This is a genomic window from Bacteroides neonati (assembly GCF_000499785.1).
Lineage (GTDB): Bacteria > Bacteroidota > Bacteroidia > Bacteroidales > Bacteroidaceae > Bacteroides > Bacteroides neonati.
The window spans coordinates 339356-358997 of record NZ_HG726020.1 but is presented as its reverse complement, the minus strand read 5'-3'; the positions used below and the strand labels follow the sequence as shown (position 1 = coordinate 358997).

Sequence of the window (19642 nt, the reverse complement as noted above, 5' to 3'; positions counted from 1 at the left end):
ATAAAACTATGTTTAAACGATTTTTAATCTCCTTTCTGCTCGTTTCGGCAACCCTTTGTCATGCGTCGCAAAAAGAAAAAAGAGTTATTTCCGTACTTCCAACACCGGTTTCAATTATAGAACAACCCGGCGATTTTACGCTAAAGAACGGATTAACAATAGGTGTATCTGACGCTTCCCTACTGCCTGCCAGTACTTATTTGCAAAGCCTGATCCGACAGGTAGTCAGATCAACAGTCAAGGTTGGTAAAGGAGATATCTCACTTCAATTGGTTGGACAGGAGAATATGCCCAACGGTCTTTCTATGAAAAAGGAAGGAGCTTATCAGTTGAACGTCCACAAAAATGGTATTGTTGTCAATGCAGCAAGCTATGCCGGGATTATTTCGGCTATTTCGACTATCCGGCAATTATTACCAGCCGAAATAGAACAAGCGAAAGCGAAAAGCAAAGGAGTTGTTTTTTCTCTCCCTGCCGTGAAGATTGAAGATGCGCCTCGTTTGGCCTGGCGAGGATTGATGATGGATGCGTCTCGTCATTTCTGGAGCAAGGAAGAAGTGAAGCATGTATTGGATATGATGACGCTCTATAAGCTGAATAAATTCCATTGGCATCTTACCGATGATCAGGGGTGGCGAATGGAGGTTAAGAAATATCCTTTACTTACAGAAAAAGGTGCTTGGCGAAAGTTGAATGCACACGATAGAGAATGTATCAATCGTGCGGCTAAAGAAGATAATACTGATTTTCTACTTCCAACCGAGAAGTTGAAAATAGAAAAAGGGGATACCCTTTATGGGGGGTATTACACGCAGCAGGATATAAAAGAGATTGTTTCTTATGCTACGCAGCGTGGCATCGAGGTAATTCCGGAAGTTGATATGCCCGGACATTTCTTGGCTGCTATCAGTCAATATCCCGACGTGGCGTGTACCGGTTTGATCGGTTGGGGAAATACCTTTTCTTCTCCCATCTGTCCAGGGAAAGATGCCGCACTGAACTTTTGCAAGGATATTTATAAAGAGGTATTCGAGCTCTTTCCATCCACGTTTGTTCATTTGGGAGGCGATGAGGTAGAAAAAACAAATTGGAAGAAGTGCGCGGATTGCCAGAAGCGGATGAAGGACGAAAAGCTTCATTCGGAAGACGAATTGCAGGCATGGTTTGTTCGTGATATGGAAAAGTTCTTTAACGAAAACGGTAAAAGACTTATTGGCTGGGACGAAGTGGGAGAGGACGGACTGTCGAAAGATGCTGTCATCATGTGGTGGAGAAGTTGGAACCCGACAGCTGTTCCTCATGCTACCAAAGCGGGTATGCAGGTTATCGAATCGCCTAATAAGTATTGCTATTTTGATTATCAGCAAGATAAAAACACGCTGAAACAAATTTTGGGATACGATCCGTTATCCAATGATTTGAGTGCGGAACAACAACGGTTGGTGATGGGTGTACAAGCAAATGTATGGGCCGAGTGGATTCCAAGTATGAAGCGGTGGGAATATATGGTATTTCCACGTATCATGGCTTTAAGCGAAATAGCATGGGCCGAACCGGCAGCTAAACTCAATGAGACTGAGTTTTATCGAGCCATCATCCCACAATTAAAGAGATTAGATATTCTAGGAGTGAATTATAGAATTCCCGATTTACGTGGTTTTCATAACGTCAATGCTTTTGTCAACGAAAAAATACTTTCGATTGAGTGTCCTATACCCGGAACCGAAATCAGATATACGACAGATGGAAGTATCCCTACTAAGAAGTCGCTATTGTATCAGGGCGATCTAAAGGTAACAGAGTCTACTACCTTCCGTATTCGTACCTTCCGTCCTGATGGCACACCTTGTGATGTAGTGCAAACTTATTTCAAGAAGACTCCCTATGCAGAAGCCGATTTGCAGGCAAAACCTACCGCCAATGGTTTGCAGGCTACCTGGTATGACTTCCGTGGCAATCGATGCGCCAATATAACAACTGCACCGGTCAACGGAACTTATAAGGTTGATGCCGTATCCATTCCGGAAGGAGTAAAAGGAAATATTGGCCTGGTATTGAAGGGATATCTCAACATTCCTGCTGATGGTGTATATACATTTGCTCTGTTTTCGGACGATGGAAGCACATTGACCCTTGACGGTGATTTGTTTCTTAATAATGACGGAGCACATTCGCCCGCTGAAGTGATTGCTCAGAAAGCATTGAAGAAGGGGCTTCATCCGATGGAGGTTCGTTATTTCGACCACAATGGCGGTATGCTCGAAATGTACCTGCTGAATGAAAGAGGCGAAAAACAAGTGTTGCCCAAAGAGTGGCTTTTACATTAAAAGTAAGCGGGTGCTTCTCTATTGCAGAGGCACCCGCTTGTTTTGTCGTTTTGTTTATAATGTGTTTCTTACTATTAACCGTTTTTACTTACTCATTTTTCACTTAACTATTTTTCGCTGTGGCTCAGCTGTTATATGCTGTCAACATCCAAACCATTTTTTCCTGCTCTTTTAGGTAGTCGCTCATCAAAGCCACGGTTACTTCATCGCCTGCTTGAGATGCGATAGAAAGTATTTTACGCTCTTCGCGGATAAAGTGGCTATAAGTTTCCAGAATGTTTTTGAGAGCTTCATTACCGTTACTTACTTTATCTACTTCATTGAGGTTGGATATCTTCAGGTAGTCGCTGAACTTGTTTGAAGGAGTGCCTCCCAGCATTAGGATGCGTTCGGCTATCTCATCTACTTTCTCGGCTGCATCGTCATACATTTTCTCAAATTGAGAGTGAAGTACGAAGAAATCGTGTCCTTTAATGTTCCAGTGAAAACCACGAAGGTTGGTATAATAAATCTGGAAGTCGGCCAGTAATTGCTGCAAAGATGCTACTACGCTATTGGCACCTGTTTCACTCAAATGGATATAGTCTAATGTTTTCATACTCTTTTGTTTTTTAGAATTTATACTTTATTTTTTTCTTCGTTGCAAAGATAGAGTGAAAATGTATACGTGTCAAACTGATAATTTCTATCTTTGCATAGACCTATTCTATCACTTAATAAATAATGTTCGATGACCATACAACAATTAGAGTATATACTTGCAGTTGATCAGTTTAGACATTTTGCAAAAGCGGCCGAGTATTGCCACATAACACAACCGACTCTGAGTGCCATGATTCAAAAACTTGAGGAAGAACTTGGAGTGAAGCTTTTTGATCGTACCATGCAACCGGTCTGTCCGACTATTATTGGAGAGAAAGTGATTGCTCAGGCACGTATCATCCTTGAGCAGACCTCTAAAGTAAAAGAAATTATCAGCGAAGAAAAAGGTGCTTTGACCGGTCGTTTCAGGTTGGCTGTATTACCGACGATTGCTCCCTATTTGCTGCCGCGTTTCTTTCCACAATTGTTAGAAAAGTATCCTGAGCTGGATATACAAGTGATGGAGATGAAAACACAAGATATCCAGCAAGCTCTTCATAAAGGGGAGATTGATGCGGCTATCCTTGCTACCAAGCAGGATGATAATACTTTGCAGGAGATTCCACTTTTTTACGAACAATTCTTCGGATATGTTTCCCGCAAAGAATCCTTGTTTAAACACGAATTGATACGTACGTCAGACATTACCGGTGAGCGGCTTTGGCTGCTTGACGAGGGGCATTGCTTTCGAGACCAGTTGATGCGTTTTTGCCAGATGGAAGCGGTGAAAGTACATCAGATGGCTTATCGTTTGGGTAGTATGGAGACTTTTATGCACATGGTCGAAAATGGGAAAGGCATTACGTTTATTCCCGAACTGGCTGTGATGCAACTAACCAAGGAGCAGCAAGAGATGGTAAGGCCTTTTGCTATTCCGCGTCCTACTCGACAGATCCTGTTGGTTACCAGCAAAAACTTTATTCGGCACCGCTTATTGCAGGTGTTGAAAGAGGAGATACAAGCTGCAGTGCCTAAAGAAATGTTAGCTCTTCAGGCAATACAGTGTATCGTTTAATGCATCATTGACTCTTTGCTCTCTTTTTACCTCCTTTAAAGTAGAAGACTAATGACGTTACAATAATAACCATTCCCGCAACTGTGCTGAATGTAGGGTGCTCGTCGGGCAATATCGTCCAGCTTAATAGAGCACCTAGGATGGGATTAATAAGGCGGCACATATTAATGTCGCTTACCTTGGCTCCTTTACTTTGTAGAGCTATAAACCAAAAACTGAATGCAAATACGGAGATGAAAACCAAAATGGCCAAACTAATATAGAATCCAGAAGGTTTTCCGATAAACGAGTGATAGCCTTCGGTGAAAAGTCCTACGGTATATATCATTAATCCGCCAAAAAACATTTGCACTGCATTCAGAAAGACAGGATTAACCTTGCCTCTGTCTTCAGATACAGAGATGGCAGAATAGCCTTGGAAGATGATACTGAGCAAAAGTAACACAATACCAGCTATGCCCTTCCAGTCGAGAGGTTCGCCATTGCTACCCATTCCCACGATGAGAAGTAGGCCGATAAGACTGATGAGGATGCTGATTATTTTATGCGTATTGAGCTTGTCATTACTGGCCAGCATATGTGCCAATAGGACATTAATCAATGGCGTCATACCCATAATGATAGATGAAATAGCTCCACTTACGAAGTCGACACCAAAATAGAAGGCTGTGTAGCCCATAAACATATTGATAAGTATCAGGTTGGAAAACAACCGTTTGTGTTGGGTGATTTTTTTCCACATCCCTTTATGCCATGTATAGGCAAAGAGAATAACGCCTACTGTGGTAAAACGAATACCGGCAAAATTCATAGGGGTAAAATCGTAACTGAGCCCTTGTTTAATAAATGGATTTACAATCGCCCAAAGCACCGAAGCAAGTATGGCGTAAAAAAGACCTTTTTTCATTAGAAGTGTTTGCTGTTTATTAAAAAATGTTGCAAAGGTAGTAATAATTTCGATACGAAACTTTTTAAAACAATAAAGGCGGTGCTTGAAATAAGCACCGCCTTTATTGTTTTATTCAATTAGAGTTAATGAATCGCTTGGAGCGTGTTGACAGAAACGCCATGTGTTGCCGCCTTTTTGTCAGTGCCTTTTTTAAATTCTATTTTGACAAACTTCTCTCCGTCATAAATTGTATTCACACGAATTTTCAGACCTTTCGCATTTTCCATCTCCTTTTCTATTTTATCTAATTTGAAAGATACATATCCCTCTCCAATCCGTTCGGGAGAATCGCCTTCTGCATTGTGACGAAACTCGAGGCTGATATAACCTTCTTCATCGTTTTCGTGATTCATCGTGTTTTGAACCAAATTCAGGAAATGCTTTTTATCACTACTGTGGGTACCTAAATATTGAAATTCGATATTCAAATATCCTTGAGCGATCCAGGAGTAGGTCATGTTGATTTTATTGTCACCAATTTTCTCTGCATTCTCTGCTGTGAGGTCAACAATGTCTTTGGTAAGGATGTTGATAATTTGACCGACTTTGATGTTGTAGTCGTAACCGGTTTTGGGTTCATCAAGATAGTCGTAATAGACAAATGCTCTTTGTCCGTCAATAACTTTGTATTGATCGATTCTTGTGGTGTCTCCAGGATACAATTTGGAACCGTCGTCCAAGCCAAAGTAGTAACCATTCTCAACGTTTTCCAATGTACGAATGGTGCTGAACGCCAACCATGGATATTCGGGTTTGTCATCATCTAAGCATGACTGTAAGAAAGGGGTAATGGTTAGTACGACTGCTAAAGCAATAAGTTTTAATTTCTTCATAAGTTCGCTTGTATTTTTAGATTTATATATCAGTTATGTTTACTCTTTGTTTGAAAAACGTAGAACGGTAACTAATACTGCACTATTGATTGTTAAATAAACAAAAGTATTAAAAGAGTTGGTCTCTTTGCGCAGTATTTCTATCTTTGTCGTATTTAATAAGGTAAACACGTGTTAAAGAGAATGGAAGAACAGGAACTGTGTGAACGATGTAAGCGTGGTGAAAACTACGCTCGCAAAGCACTCTATGAACAATATGCGGGGCGGATGCTTGGAATCTGTCTGCGCTATGCTGGTGATAGAGAGACCGCTCAGGATTTGATGCACGATGGTTTTCTGAAAATATATGCTTCATTTGACAAGTTTACCTGGCGTGGCGAGGGCTCTTTACGGGCGTGGATGGATAAAGTAATGGTAAATATGGCCTTACAGTTTTTACGTAAAAATGATGTAATGGCTCAAGCTATGGCGCTTGAAGAGGCTCCCGAAGCAGTCGATGATTCGACAGTTTCTGATATTGAAACGATACCCCAGTCGGTGTTAATGCAATTTATTCAAGAGCTTCCCGATGGGTATCGGACTGTATTTAACCTCTACACCTTTGAGGATAAGTCGCATCGCGAAATAGCTCAGTTGTTGGGTATTAATGAGAAGTCTTCGTCTTCGCAATTGTTTCGTGCCAAAGGGGTGTTGGCCAAGAGAGTGAAGGAGTGGTTAATGATAAATGGATAGAAAAGAGATGGAAGAAAAAGATTTATGGGTAAAAAAGTGGAAGGATCGACTCGATAACTATAACGAGCCACTACCTGCTGCCGGTTGGGAACAACTGGAGAAGGAACTGCTACCGGTTGCCGAAAAACGTCTGTTTTTACATCGTAGGTGGATCGCTGTAGCTGCCAGTGTATTGTTGGTGGTAGGTACCTCGCTTAGCCTCTATTTTCTCGAAAGTCAAACGGCTCATGAAATGCGTCAGACTTCATTGCCTACATTGGCCAAGATTACTGATACACTACCACATTCGGCCGAAACCACTTCATCGGAAGTTGTCAATACAGAGGTAAAAAAAGGCTCTGGCCGTACACTGGTTGGTTCTTCATTGTTGGCTAAGAATCAGGAAGAACCCCGAATCTTAAATTCTTTAAAAAGCGACGCTGTGGGTATTGATTCTACTGTGCCCATTGATATCTCCGAAAAATCATCGGCTAGCGATGTAGCTGATGTTGTTAAATCAGAAGAAACCACTACACACGCGGATACACCTCAAACTCGGAAACCTTCGGGGAGAGATAAACTCCATTTACCGCAACAGTCTACTGAAAGCCGTTCCGGGCGTTGGGCTATCGGTGCTTCGGTAGGTAACGCAGGTGCTTTATCGGGTAGTAATGGGAATATTGAACCGAGAGGAGAATTATCCCGGCTTAATATGTCAGCAGTAGCAGATGGTGTTTTGCAAGTGCCGGGCGACAAAACGGTTGTATTCAAGGAAGGTGTTCCTTATTTGCAAGTTGCCAATGAGGTCATGGAAATAGAACATCATCAACCTCTTTCATTTGGACTGTCGGTACGCAAGACATTGCCTAAGGGGTTTTCTGTAGAAACCGGATTGACTTATACACTGCTCTCATCAGATGTGAAGTTGGCTAAAAGCGCTACCTTGGAAGATCAGCGTTTACACTATATCGGTGTTCCGATACGTGCCAATTGGAACTTTGTCGATAAGAAGTTATTTACTTTATATGTGTCGGCTGGTGGAACTGTCGAGAAGTGTGTATACGGTGAGTTGGCGGGCGAAAAGATAACTGTAAAGCCATTGCAGCTTTCCGTTATGGGTGCTGTCGGTGCACAGATAAATGCAACAAAACACCTGGGTATATATGTAGAACCAGGTGTGGTGCACTTTTTTAACGATGGTTCGGAAGTGAAAACCATCCGCAAAGACAATCCGGTAAACTTCAATATACAGGCAGGTGTTCGCTTTACCTATTAATTCACCTGCACTGTTTCAAAATATTCACGGAATAGCTTGGCGGCTTGTTCGGTCTGTTCGGGAGTGTTTTCTTTGACCCCATTGAGTTGATACTCTTGTCCCATGGCTTCATACTTATGTACACCAAGTAGATGATAAGGGAGTATCTCGACTCGTTGAATCATTTTATAATGTCCCAACTCTTTGCCTAGGCTATGAATGTCTTCTGTAAAATCACTATATCCGGGCACTAATACGTAACGTATCCAAAAGGGCCTTTTGTTTTCTTCTAACCAGGCAGCAGTGCGCAAGGTCTGATGGTTGTTGCGTCCGGTTAATATTTGATGGCGATTCGGGTTATGCTCCTTTATGTCGAGCAATACTAAGTCGGTAAGTTTGAATAGAGCCTCTACATCCTCATTCCAGAGCCCTCCATTTGTATCCAGACAAATGTGTATACCTTCTTCCTTTAATCTGCGGAAAAGAGGGAGCAATGCTTTGGCTTGTAAGGTTGGTTCTCCACCCGAAAAAGTGATACCACCACGCTTTCCGAAGAACGCCTTTTGATTGATTGCCATGTGAACGATTTCTTCTACATCAGTAGCCGTTCCACCGCCGGGTGTAATAGTATCCGGATTGGCGCAGTACAGACAGCGAAAATTACATCCTTGAAGAAAAACGACGAGCCGTAGACCCGGCCCGTCGAATGTTCCCATAGACTCATAAGAGTGTACGTTGATCATTTGTTTATTTATTACATGCGTTCGTGAAAACTGCGATTGATAACTTCCAGTTGATGTTCCCGGCTTAACTTTACAAAGTTTACAGCATATCCCGAAACACGAATGGTTAGTTGCGGGTAGTTTTCGGGATGCTCCATGGCATCTTCAAGCATTTCTCTATTCAGAACATTTACGTTCAGGTGATGTGCACCTTTAGTAAAGTATCCGTCCATCATGGTTACCAGATTCTCAATACGGTCTTCTGCGGTAGCTCCCAATGATCTGGGAACAATCGAAAACGTATTGCTGATACCATCCTGAGAGTCACGATAACGTAATTTAGTAACAGAACTGAGTGAAGCAATGGCACCATTCTTATCGCGTCCATGCATGGGGTTAGCACCCGGAGCAAAAGCAATACCTTTCAATCGTCCATCCGGTGTTGCACCGGTTTTCTTTCCGTACATAACATTGGATGTAATGGTTAGTAGCGAAAGGGTAGGGCGGGCATTTTTGTAGACAGGTAATTTCTTTAGTTCCTCACTGAAGTAATATACCAGATCCACACCCAGATGATCTACCTTATCATTGTCATTGCCGAAGCAAGGGAACTCACCATCGATGTCAAATCCCTCTGTTAGTCCGATATCGTTACGGCGAACTTTTACTTTGGCGAACTTAATAGCCGACAACGAGTCGATAGCTATCGAAAGTCCTGCTACACCATACGCCAAATTAATTCGCGGGTCTGTATCGATAAGTGCCATCTGCGCTTTCTCGTAGTAATATTTATCATGCATATAGTGTATGATGTTCATTGCATCATTGTATACGCGAGCAATTTCTGTCAGCACCTTCTTGTAGTTGATCATTACCTCTTCGAACCTCAGTGTATCACCTGTGAGTAGAGGTATATCTTTTATCATCAGTGTGCCGGTGTTTTCGCACCGTCCTCCGTTGATAGCCAATAACAAGGCTTTTGCCAAGTTAGCACGTGCCCCAAAGAATTGTATCTGTTTGCCTATTTCCTGATAGGAAACACAGCAAGCGATACCATAATCGTCTGATTGACGAACTTCGCGCATGAGGTCATCATTTTCATATTGTACTGATGATGTGTCGATAGATACTTTAGCACAGAACTCTTTGAAACCTTCAGGTAGTTCGGGGCTCCATAGAACGGTCATGTTTGGTTCGGGTGACGGACCTAAGTTATAAAGCGTTTGCAAGAAACGGAAGGATGTTTTTGTTACCTTGGTTCGTCCGTCATTAAAGCGTCCGCCTACCGACTCTGTTACCCAAGTAGGGTCTCCGGCAAAGATGTCATTGTATGACTGCATGCGAAGATGGCGTACCATACGCAATTTGATGACAAATTGGTCAATTAATTCTTGTGCGAAGGTTTCGGTGATACTACCTTGTTGAAGTTCATATTCCAAATAGATATCAAGAAAGGACGATACATTTCCCAGTGACATGGCGGCGCCGTCTTGCTCTTTTACAGCAGACAGATAAGCCATATACACCCACTGGATAGCTTCTTGGGCTGTATATGCCGGACGACTGAGATCCAGACCATAGTATTCGCCCATAACTTTCATATCCTTAAGTGCCTTAATCTGTTCGGCGACTTCTTCGCGAAGACGAATGCGTGCTTCGGTCATAGGACCTGTCAGCGTATGTAAATCATCCTGTTTGGCTTTGATGAGACGATCTATTCCGTAGAGAGCCAATCGTCTGTAGTCACCAATGATACGGCCGCGTGCATAGTTGTCCGGTAGTCCGGTTAGGAAACCCAGTGACCGGAAGGAGCGTATTTCTTCTGTATACACGTCAAATACTCCGTCATTGTGAGTTTTACGATAAGTGGTGAAGATTTCTTTGACTCTTGGGTCTACTTCCATTCCGTTCTCCTGACAAGCACGAGCTACAACGTTGATACCCCCAAAAGGCTTGATTGCGCGTTTTAGTAGCTCGTCTGTTTGTAAGCCAACGATAAGCTCATTGTCTCGGTCAATATATCCTGCCTTATGCGAAGTAATGGTCGATACAGTCTTGTTATCAAGCGCACGTATACCGTTGTTGTTTCTTTCTTCCTCAATGGCTTTGAGGCAGCAGTTCCATACTGCTTTTGTACGTTCAGTAGGTCCTTGTAGAAAAGTAGCATCACCCTCATACGGAGTGATGTTTTTGCTTACGAAATCTCTTACATTGATTTCTTTGCTCCAAAGGCCGTCATTAAAGGTCTTATTTAATTCCATAAAATATTCATTTTAGTGGTTGTTTATCCTGTTTTTCTTTAGAGCACGCAAAGTTACATCCTTTTTTTGTATTATGGGTATAAATATTCTCAATTTAATGTTTAAGAGCATAAAATACCTACTTATGGTGAGTCTAATCTTAATTTATTTTTGTTTTTTTCTTTCAAGTGCTTGCTTAATTAAAATATCTTTGTACCTTTGCACCGCTTTTAACGAAAAGCACTTCTAAACAGAGATGTTTTGGAGAGATGGCAGAGTGGTCGATTGCGGCGGTCTTGAAAACCGTTGAACTGCGAGGTTCCGGGGGTTCGAATCCCTCTCTCTCCGCTGAAAGGTCTGGACAAAACCAGACAAACATCAGACAAAATCCTACAAACCAACAGTTTGTGGGATTTTTTGTTTCTAATAAGTCCACACTAAAGGACAGGAATTGGACGCCAAAAGACATAGTTTTGTGCCTAAATCGTTACCTATTCCACTTTTCTGAAAACAGGTAACGATTTGTCCAAATTTGACCTCTCAAAGTCCCAATTTGTCCACCCTGCATATATCTCATAAACAACGCATTAGTATTAACTTTGCAATTAAAAAAATGAGATTATGAAGAGTACATTTAAAGTCCTTTATTACCTGAAAAAAGGAGCTGAAAAGAGAAACGGAGAAGTTATGATTATGGCAAGAATTACCGTTGATGGAAAGGTTTGCCAATTTAGTACCAAACAAAGTATTCTCCCCAAAGATTGGAGCGTTAAATCTTGCCGTGCCATTGGTCGCTCGGCAGCCATTGTGCAAATCAATAGCTTGCTGGATGAAATAAAATCCTCCCTCCACACCATCTACCATGACATTCAACGTCGTGATAACTACGTTACAGCAGAGAAAGTTAAGAACGAGTTCTTGGGACACGGACAAACAGGAGAAACCTTATTGGATATGTTTGCCAAACATAATGAGGATGTTAAAGCACTGGTAGGCATCTCCAAATCGCCTGCTACTTTCCAAAAATACGAAGTTACCCGAAAGCATCTTTCCGACTTCATTCAGTATAAATATCGTATCTCCGATATTTCAATGAATGAAATTACTCCAATGTTTATCAATGACTTTGAGGTATATCTAATGACTGCCTGTAAATGTAGTGCTAACACCACTGCTAAGTTTATGCAGTTCTTCAAACGCATCGTTCTCATCGCACGTAACAATGGTATCCTTGTGGGCGATCCGTTCGCAACCTACAAAATCCGCCTGAAGAAAGTAGATAGAGGATATTTGACGGAAGCCGAAATAGCAACCATCCTTAAAAAGAAATTGGTATCCGAAAGACTTGACCAAGTGAGAGATGTATTTCTGTTTTCATGTTTCTGCGGTCTTGCGTACATTGATGTTAAGAACCTTACGCAGGACAATATACGCACTTCTTTTGATGGTAATCTTTGGATTATGACCAAACGTCAAAAAACGGATACTACTGTAAATGTGCCAGTTCTGAAGATACCACAGATGATTTTAGAGAAATACAAAGGAAAGCTACCTAATGGTATGTTATTGCCAGTCATAAGTAATCAAAAGCTTAATTCTTACCTAAAAGAGATAGCCGATGTATGTGGAATTGAGAAGAATTTGACTTTTCATCTCGCTCGTCATACGTTCGCTACAACCACCACTCTTGCGAAAGGCGTTCCCATTGAAACTGTCTCAAAAATGCTTGGACATACCAATATTGAGACCACCCAAATTTACGCTCGAATCACTAACAGCAAGATTAGCAATGACATGGAAGGTTTATCCGATAAGTTTAAAGGTATAGAAAATATCTACAAGGAGACCAACGTCAAACGGGCTCTTGCAGTTGCTAACGAATAGGTAACGATTTTTGCAAAACAGGTAACGATTTAGGTAACGAATTTGGTGGTATTAATTTAATAATGAGTATGATATGGACTTACAAGTAATTCAAAATAAAATCATCACTATTCGAGAAAAGCAAATAATTCTCGATAGTGACATTGCCGAATTGTACGGTGTGGAGACAAAACGCATCAATGAAGCGGTAAAAAACAATCTCGATAAATTCCCCGATGGGTATATCATCTATCTGACGGATGATGATTTGGCAATTTTGCGGTCGAAAATTTCGTCCGCAAAACTAAGCAAGACCCGTGTAGCCCCGAAAGGGTTTTCAGAAAAAGGGCTCTATATGTTGGCTACTATATTGAAAAGCCCGGCAGCAACCGAGGCAACTATCGCTATCATTGAAACCTTTGCAAAGGTCAGAGAACTGTCTCACACCATCGCCCAACTTTCGGAGCAATCCGACAAAGAGGGGCAAAAGTCGATGATGCGTAAAAGTGGCGAACTAATCTCTGATATTCTGAGCGACGATTTTCAAACAGTGGGAACCGAAACCACGATTGAATTTAATCTGTCGGTACTAAAAGTAAAACATACAATCAAAAAAAGTCCCAAATAATAAAATTAAAGAATCATGAAAACAGGAAAAATGACAATGGATTACGATCTCGAAACAAAAGCTGTTTCGGTACACATCGAATTAGAAAATGGCACGGTATGGTTAAGTAAAAATCAAATAGCAGATATGTTTGGCGTATATATATCTGCCGTGACTATGAATTTACAAAGCCTTTATAAAGAGGATGAGGCATTTGTCACAGCAAATAGTCAATATTACTACGTTAAAACAGCGAGTGGTGAAAGCGTAAGCCGTACTCTATTCAATTTGGATATTATTATCCTACTTGCGTTTAAGATGAAGGGTGGTAATTGCCACCTATTCCGACAATGGATGCGAGAACAGGCTAAGCGTCCGATTGTAGAAAGTCGCCAGAATCCAATCGTAATTCAGATTGGGAAGAACTCTCTTTTCAACTGATTGGTAATGCCACCCTTTTGAGGTGGCATTGCTTTTACTATCACATATCACACATATAATAACCAACTTAAGGCTTAATTTAGTAATTTTGCCGATATATATGTGTTTCGCTTATAATGATAGAGGTTGATGGAGCATCCGTTCATAGTATATTTAAAAAATAAAACATCCCAGAAGTTTGAATACAAAAGCGATGTTTCATCCGTTGTTCGTAATGGCAACGGGTATAAAATCACATTTAATAATGGCAGAAGCTATAATTATGGTGCTGACAAAGTAAAATATTATCCATATACATCAACACGAGAAAATGTTCGGATCTATGAAAATGGCAAGCTAAACAAGAGATATAATATAGTAGATTATTACGGCAGTTATTTAATTTTCAGGGATACCGACACAAGCTCTAACCCTGTTGAGAACAGTGATAATATCGAGATATGCGATGTGAAACAGAGTGTTGAGCAAGCCGGATCAATTATCGAATATTTTAGGGATATATTGACGAATGCAGGCGAAATCTCATTCGACATCCCATCTGATGAACCCGAGAATAAAAATGTAAGTCAGATAAGCTCTGATATGCTGCTCAAAGCTCTGGACAAAATTGATGTTTCGGAACCAAGATCTGCCTTATCTAACTATCTTGATGCAACCAATCCCTTACGAAATCGGTTAGCAGATACCCTCATATATCCATTTGGATGCAATGAAAGCCAGAAATTAGCTGTCGAGACCGCTTTTGCCAATGGTATAACCATTGTCGAAGGTCCTCCGGGAACCGGAAAAACGCAGACAATATTAAATATCATCGCCAATCTGATCGTTCAGAACAAAACAGTGGCTATTGTTTCAAATAACAACTCGGCGGTATTTAATGTGCGAGAGAAGCTACAAAAGTATGGCTATGGGATGGTTGTGGCATCGCTTGGGAATAACGAAAACATACAAACATTTTTCGACAATCTCAAAACACAGGGAATTGATGAAACGTTTGAGCTGCCCCAAGAGAGATTAATAGAGGCTAAAAGTGTGGTTAAGAATTTAGACTCCATTCTCACACAGTGCTTTCAATATAGAAATAAGTTAGCAACCCTAAAGACGCAGCTATCGGACACAGAGTTAGAATTTAGTCATATTAAATCTGAGCAGCCAATATCTGAAAGTCTAAAAGTAGAGCTTGATAAAAAGTTTTATCGTAAATGGAGTTGTCATAAGGCGTTAAAGTTAAAGGATAAGCTATCCGGTATAGGCCTCACAAAGAAGTTACCAATCATAGACAAATTGCGATTTGTACTGCAATACGGTCTTTTTGATATGAGTACAATTCACACTTATAGGGAGGAGTTTAATGTCTATCTCAATCATAAATTCTACGAGTTGTATATTGATAAACTTCAGGAGGAAATAGCATCTATTGAGAAGTGGTTATCCTCTAATAATGAAGATTCTAACTTAAAGCAGTTTGTCGATACATCTAAAGAGATATTCAACGCTCTTTTATTCAAGAAGTACAAAGAACTAAAGAGTGAATCGTTTACGGCAAAAGATTATCGTAATAGGTTTAATGATTTTGTTAAACACTATCCCGTAATACTAAGCTCTACACTATCGCTGAAAACGTGTATCGGGGATGAATATCTTTTTGATTACCTAATCATTGATGAATCATCACAAGTTGATATTATCAAATCTGCTGTTTGTTTCTCTTGTTGTCGGAATGTGGTTATTGTTGGAGATAGTATGCAGTTATCTCATATTATAGACCCAAAGAGTAAAGAGATAGCAGAACAGTTGAAGAAAACACATCACATTGCACCTGCGTATGACTATGTTGAGCAAAACATTCTAAATTCGCTTAAATGCCTCTATGGGGATAATATAAAGTCTGTTTTGCTGAAAGAGCATTACAGATGCCACCCTACAATCATTGGTTTCTGCAACAAGAAGTATTACAACAATAATCTTGTCATAATGACAAATGGCGACAACCATCCGTTCAGAATCATAGAGACAAACATATCGGGCGGTAGAGGGAAATACAACCAACGGCAATTAGATGAGACGGAGCTATATATAAAAGAGAACTACTCGGATGATTATAATAAAGTTGGTGTTATAGCTCCATATCGAGATCATGCCGATATGTTAAAAGAGAGATTGCCTGCCGGAGCGGAAGCAGATACTATACATAAATATCAGGGTCGGGAAAAGGATACCATCATATTCAATACGGTTCGCAACCAGATTAATGAATTTATCGACAATCCGAATCTGATAAATGTTGCCGTATCAAGAGCCGTAAAGGAGTTTATTGTGGTAAAACCAGAGTCTATGGAACTTCCACACGGAACAAATATCGGTGATATGATACGCTATATATGTTACACAACTGATCCGAAAGAGACCATTGTTAAAGGCAAAATCTGTTCTGTTTTTGATTTGTTATACAAGGAATATAATAAAGTGTTTGCAACTTTTATCGAATCAAACAATAATATTAAAGGTTCTGCGGCAGAGATTATTGCTCACAAGTTATTGCAGGAAGAGGTTTTATTGCCCAATTCGCAGTACTCATCCATTGATATGGCAAGAGAGTACAAACTACGAGACCTCATCCGGGATTACGAACTCTTGTCTGAAGATGAAGTTGCTTTTATAAAGCATAATGCAAGACTCGACTTTCTACTTTACAGCAAGATAGACAAAACCCCGATATTGGCTATCGAGGTAGATGGTGTCTCTTTCCACAACAATGAGTTACAACAGGAACGTGATAATAAGAAAAATCATATTCTTGAAATTATAGGCTTACCACTACTTCGACTATCTACCGATGGTCATAGCGAAAAAGCTAAAATTATTGATAGTCTAAGCATTGCTATGGGACTGAACTCATAAACGTATTCAAATTTAATAGAATTAAGCCTCCATTGTGAGGCTTTTTTTATACCCTTTTGTTGCCATGAACGAATAGCGTTGAGACACTATTAAGAATTATTCTCGTCTGCCTCTCTTCTTGTAAATCCTCCACAATTACGAGTTATCATTCATCGAATCAGTCATTCGTTATCTGGAGCAAAGGTATTTACGGGCTCTTAACGAAAAAACAAGGTCAAGCCTCCGGTTCTGAGAAAAATCTTCCTGCTGTACTACGTCCAGAGAGTATTTTTCTCATAAACCTTGTTTTTCCTAAACCCTACACCTTGATTGCCCCCGAAACGAAAACGACCGACCCGATGGAAAGACGCATAAAAAAAATGTCGGATTTACGAGAGACAGAAAAGTTTAAATGGAAACTCAACTCCCTCACCTCCAAAATCCGCATATAATCAAAAAAACAGAGTGGTGATGAAAACAAGATATAAAATAGGACTTTGGGCAATGGTAGCCGTTGCAGGTTCAGCCGTGTTGGGTGGTTCTCTTTGGGGGTGGCTTATAGGGCTTGTTATTGGGAAATTTGTAATCCGCTTACTGTTTACCCTTGCATTGGCAGTTGTCCTCTTTATTCTTGCCTACGCACTCATCATTGGAGGATTATTTTGGATATTAATTTCTTAAAACATACAGCGACATGAATACAACATTGAAATTACAGGGAACAATGGAAGGCAATAAGCCGTCAGAAGTTATAGAATACCTAACTCTCAGAGTTGGGGGTATAAGCCAGCCATTTGTAGCCTATCTCAAAGGCAACGGATATGTAAAACTATTCACAAATGAGGAGTTTAACGAGTGGTATTGCAAAGATAAAGAAGTAACCGCACGAGATATTACACAGGCGGTCTATGATAATGACCTGCTTTTGGAACGCTTTGTTAAAGTACACTTTATGGGATTGACCGTACCGCAAGAGGAGCTAATGTTCGGGCATTTGGGCAATGGTGTAACAGTCTGCGACCGATTAAGAGAAGAAAATGGGGATTATTTGACAGTTGCTCATATCTCATACGAAAGGGGTGTAACTTATTACAAAACAGTTAGCGAGGAAGGCAAACAACGTATCGAGCGTTTTGCACAGGCTGGTAATATGACCCAAAGTGCCACTCAGCCACATCCGGTATTAAAACCTATTGCCAGTCAATCAGAATACTAATCATCAAAATCCAAATAACAAATGAATACCATAAACGAAAACGGCATATCCGTATGCCCCGCAGGAGAAGAGAAGTACACCACCTTTATTGCAGGTGCTTTCAGAGGAACAATCTACTATCAGTACGATTATCGACACACAGATAATGAGTTGTTCTCAACCGTAGCACCGACTTTGGAGAAGTGCCGAGAGAAACGAGATAATTGGTTAAAAACCAAACAGAAAAAAAATAACAATCTAAAAAACATATCATTATGAACTTACAAGAAAACAACAATGTAGCGTTTATCGCTCTTTCAAAGATTAAACCGAGCAAATTCAATCCTCGTAAAACATTCAAAGATACTGACATTGCGGAGCTTGCCGAGAGCATCAAAGAGCAAGGAGTTTTACAGCCCATTATGGTGAGATTGACAAGTGCCGACAGGTACGAGATAGTTTACGGAGAGCGTCGTTACCGTGCATCACTTTTGGCAGGAATGACAGGCATTTCGGCAATTGTGAAAGATATACCCGATAATGTAGCCGTAGAATATGCTCTGACAGAGAATTTGCAACGCAAAGATGTTTCACCCATCGAGGAGGCAATAGCCTACAAAACCCTTATCGAAACCAGCCATTACGACACGGCAACTCTTATCGTGAAGTTTGGCAAGTCAAATAGCTATATCCGCAGTCGTATGCGATTGAATAGCCTTATTCAACCCTTTGCCGAGCTACTTTTGACCGATGATATAAATCTTTCGGCAGCGTTGGAACTTTGCAAATATAGTGGAGAGGTGCAAGAAGAAATTTTTGCTGACCATTATCAAGCGGACAACTACTACAATTGGCTAAAAAAGACTTCAAAAGAGGTTGTAAGCCTTATCGAGAAGAACTACTCAACCGACCTAAATGAGTATTTCTTTGACAAGAGCGAGTGTTATGATTGTGAGTATAATTCAGAAACGCATAATTTATTCAGCGAGGGCAATGGCTGTGGCAAATGCCTTAACACTACTTGTCTGAAAGCAAAGAACACATTTTATATCGTAGAACGTGCCAAAGAGTTTAAAGAGAAGAACCCCGAATTGCCGTTGTCGGTTACAAATCTGAATGGTTGCAAAGATGCCATTGATATGCTGACGGAGCAGGAGTATGAAATTACCGAGCTAAACTACTGCCGAGAGTGTCCCAAACCACCAACCGCACCCGACCAAGATGATTACGAAACAGACGAGGAGTACAACGAAGCTTTGGGCGAATATGCTGAAGAGGTTGTTGATTTTGAATCAGACACCACCGAACTAATGGAACAATACAACGAGGGTAAAATCACAATGTATGCCAATATCGGCACACGAGGGGTATCTTTGGGTTACACATGTGTAAGCACATCGGATAAAACGGAGGTCGAAACACCATTGTTGAAATTGACAAAACAAGATAGTCGTAACAAGGAACTCTCTAACGAAAAGATTATTGACGATACCAAGACATTGATTAATAACACTGACCTCACAGGCGATTTTACTCTATTCGAGGAGAAGATGACCTACTTTGCGATGCTATCATTTACAAAACAGGAGCATTTTGCCACATTGGGTATAACCGAAAAGCGATACCATTTGTGTGAAGATGATAAACTGCAAATCATCAACAATCTGACCAATGAAGCAAAGAATATAATCCGCAGAGATTTTATCATCGCCCACCTAAAGGGAGCATTCCGCACCGGAGTAACCGAAGACCTATTATTGGAATTTGCGGAGCAACACATCCCCGATGGACTTGCCGAGATAAGAGCCAAGCACCAAGAGGTGTACGACAAGCGACACGCACGTATAACCGAGAAGATAGAGGCTATCCACACTCAAAACACGGCAGAAGAGACAGCCGACGAGCAAGAAGACAGCGAAGAATTAGAAACCGATTTCACCCAAGAATAACCCCAATGCGGAC

General features: G+C 40.8%; 17 protein-coding genes and 1 tRNA gene. 13 read left to right on the top strand and 5 right to left on the bottom strand.

The features are described from left to right. Positions 1-8: 8 nt before the first annotated feature. Positions 9-2327, top strand: coding sequence for a family 20 glycosylhydrolase (locus TY03_RS04545; protein WP_042367792.1), 2319 nt, complete (start codon positions 9-11; stop codon positions 2325-2327). 124 nt (positions 2328-2451) lie between these two features. Here the strand turns inward: TY03_RS04545 and TY03_RS04540 are convergent, their stop codons facing one another. Then, positions 2452-2925 carry a Dps family protein gene (locus TY03_RS04540; protein ID WP_042367789.1) on the bottom strand — a complete coding sequence of 158 codons (474 nt, stop codon included), beginning with the start codon at positions 2923-2925 and terminating at the stop codon, positions 2452-2454. A gap of 132 nt (positions 2926-3057) precedes the next feature. On the opposite strand from TY03_RS04540, the gene TY03_RS04535 reads away from it, so the two are divergent. Continuing rightward, positions 3058-3984, top strand: coding sequence for a hydrogen peroxide-inducible genes activator (locus tag TY03_RS04535; protein WP_042367787.1), 927 nt, complete (start codon positions 3058-3060; stop codon positions 3982-3984). Between the two features lie 4 nt (positions 3985-3988). Here TY03_RS04535 and TY03_RS04530 read toward each other — a convergent pair whose 3' ends face one another. After that, positions 3989-4891 (bottom strand): DMT family transporter, encoded by a 903-nt coding sequence (locus TY03_RS04530; RefSeq protein WP_042367785.1) that lies wholly within the window; start codon positions 4889-4891, stop codon positions 3989-3991. Between the two features lie 125 nt (positions 4892-5016). Further along, complete coding sequence (locus tag TY03_RS04525; protein ID WP_042367783.1) at positions 5017-5766, bottom strand: NigD1/NigD2 family lipoprotein; 750 nt, start codon at positions 5764-5766, stop codon at positions 5017-5019. Positions 5767-5949: 183 nt separating this feature from the next. On the opposite strand from TY03_RS04525, the gene TY03_RS04520 reads away from it, so the two are divergent. Together TY03_RS04520 and TY03_RS04515 are read left to right on the top strand one after the other, a co-directional pair. Continuing rightward, entirely contained in the window at positions 5950-6498 is a 549-nt protein-coding gene (locus TY03_RS04520; protein ID WP_042367781.1) for an RNA polymerase sigma factor, read from the top strand. Positions 6499-6505: 7 nt separating this feature from the next. After that, positions 6506-7753 (top strand): porin family protein, encoded by a 1248-nt coding sequence (locus TY03_RS04515; RefSeq protein ID WP_042369147.1) that lies wholly within the window; start codon positions 6506-6508, stop codon positions 7751-7753. Here the strand turns inward: TY03_RS04515 and pflA are convergent. Next, a complete protein-coding gene (gene pflA, locus TY03_RS04510) occupies positions 7750-8475 on the bottom strand; it encodes a pyruvate formate-lyase-activating protein (RefSeq protein ID WP_042367779.1) in 726 nt (241 codons plus the stop codon). The two genes, TY03_RS04515 and pflA, sit on opposite strands and share 4 nt — an antisense overlap. Positions 8476-8486: 11 nt before the next feature. Continuing rightward, positions 8487-10715: a formate C-acetyltransferase gene (gene pflB, locus TY03_RS04505; protein WP_042367777.1), complete on the bottom strand. Its 2229-nt coding sequence runs from the start codon at positions 10713-10715 to the stop codon at positions 8487-8489. Positions 10716-10957: 242 nt separating this feature from the next. Between pflB and TY03_RS04500 the strand changes: the two genes are divergently transcribed. The 9 genes from TY03_RS04500 to TY03_RS04460 all read left to right on the top strand — a co-directional run bounded on the left by TY03_RS04500 (position 10958) and on the right by TY03_RS04460 (position 19629). Beyond that, positions 10958-11042, top strand: a tRNA-Ser gene (locus TY03_RS04500). A gap of 273 nt (positions 11043-11315) precedes the next feature. Beyond that, a complete protein-coding gene (locus TY03_RS04495; RefSeq protein WP_042367775.1) occupies positions 11316-12578 on the top strand; it encodes a site-specific integrase in 1263 nt (420 codons plus the stop codon). A 73-nt stretch (positions 12579-12651) separates the two neighbouring features. Next, positions 12652-13185, top strand: coding sequence for an ORF6N domain-containing protein (locus tag TY03_RS04490; RefSeq protein ID WP_042367773.1), 534 nt, complete (start codon positions 12652-12654; stop codon positions 13183-13185). Positions 13186-13200: 15 nt separating this feature from the next. Beyond that, entirely contained in the window at positions 13201-13605 is a 405-nt protein-coding gene (locus TY03_RS04485) for a hypothetical protein (RefSeq protein ID WP_042367770.1), read from the top strand. A gap of 447 nt (positions 13606-14052) precedes the next feature. Next, the gene (locus TY03_RS04480) at positions 14053-16506 is read left to right on the top strand and encodes an AAA domain-containing protein (protein WP_230201897.1); all 2454 of its coding nucleotides are present in this window, start codon (positions 14053-14055) and stop codon (positions 16504-16506) included. A 450-nt stretch (positions 16507-16956) separates the two neighbouring features. Beyond that, positions 16957-17166 (top strand): hypothetical protein, encoded by a 210-nt coding sequence (locus TY03_RS04475; protein WP_042367769.1) that lies wholly within the window; start codon positions 16957-16959, stop codon positions 17164-17166. 13 nt (positions 17167-17179) lie between these two features. Continuing rightward, positions 17180-17701, top strand: a complete 522-nt coding sequence (locus tag TY03_RS22810; RefSeq protein WP_230201895.1) for a hypothetical protein — start codon at positions 17180-17182, stop codon at positions 17699-17701. Positions 17702-17722: 21 nt separating this feature from the next. After that, positions 17723-17959 carry a DUF3873 family protein gene (locus TY03_RS04465; protein WP_042367766.1) on the top strand — a complete coding sequence of 79 codons (237 nt, stop codon included), beginning with the start codon at positions 17723-17725 and terminating at the stop codon, positions 17957-17959. Next, a complete protein-coding gene (locus TY03_RS04460; protein ID WP_042367763.1) occupies positions 17956-19629 on the top strand; it encodes a ParB/RepB/Spo0J family partition protein in 1674 nt (557 codons plus the stop codon). Before TY03_RS04465 ends, TY03_RS04460 begins: the two co-directional genes overlap by 4 nt. Positions 19630-19642 lie beyond the last annotated feature (13 nt).

Bases quoted from the DNA above. Each gene is read 5' to 3' on its own strand.
- TY03_RS04545 (WP_042367792.1), top strand. From the start codon at position 9: ATGTTTAAACGATTTTTAATCTCCTTTCTGCTCGTTTCGGCAACCCTT.
- TY03_RS04540 (WP_042367789.1), bottom strand. From the start codon at position 2,925: ATGAAAACATTAGACTATATCCATTTGAGTGAAACAGGTGCCAATAGC.
- TY03_RS04535 (WP_042367787.1), top strand. From the start codon at position 3,058: ATGACCATACAACAATTAGAGTATATACTTGCAGTTGATCAGTTTAGA.
- TY03_RS04530 (WP_042367785.1), bottom strand. From the start codon at position 4,891: ATGAAAAAAGGTCTTTTTTACGCCATACTTGCTTCGGTGCTTTGGGCG.
- TY03_RS04525 (WP_042367783.1), bottom strand. From the start codon at position 5,766: ATGAAGAAATTAAAACTTATTGCTTTAGCAGTCGTACTAACCATTACC.
- TY03_RS04520 (WP_042367781.1), top strand. From the start codon at position 5,950: ATGGAAGAACAGGAACTGTGTGAACGATGTAAGCGTGGTGAAAACTAC.
- TY03_RS04515 (WP_042369147.1), top strand. From the start codon at position 6,506: ATGGAAGAAAAAGATTTATGGGTAAAAAAGTGGAAGGATCGACTCGAT.
- pflA (WP_042367779.1), bottom strand. From the start codon at position 8,475: ATGATCAACGTACACTCTTATGAGTCTATGGGAACATTCGACGGGCCG.
- pflB (WP_042367777.1), bottom strand. From the start codon at position 10,715: ATGGAATTAAATAAGACCTTTAATGACGGCCTTTGGAGCAAAGAAATC.
- TY03_RS04495 (WP_042367775.1), top strand. From the start codon at position 11,316: ATGAAGAGTACATTTAAAGTCCTTTATTACCTGAAAAAAGGAGCTGAA.
- TY03_RS04490 (WP_042367773.1), top strand. From the start codon at position 12,652: ATGGACTTACAAGTAATTCAAAATAAAATCATCACTATTCGAGAAAAG.
- TY03_RS04485 (WP_042367770.1), top strand. From the start codon at position 13,201: ATGAAAACAGGAAAAATGACAATGGATTACGATCTCGAAACAAAAGCT.
- TY03_RS04475 (WP_042367769.1), top strand. From the start codon at position 16,957: ATGAAAACAAGATATAAAATAGGACTTTGGGCAATGGTAGCCGTTGCA.
- TY03_RS22810 (WP_230201895.1), top strand. From the start codon at position 17,180: ATGAATACAACATTGAAATTACAGGGAACAATGGAAGGCAATAAGCCG.
- TY03_RS04465 (WP_042367766.1), top strand. From the start codon at position 17,723: ATGAATACCATAAACGAAAACGGCATATCCGTATGCCCCGCAGGAGAA.
- TY03_RS04460 (WP_042367763.1), top strand. From the start codon at position 17,956: ATGAACTTACAAGAAAACAACAATGTAGCGTTTATCGCTCTTTCAAAG.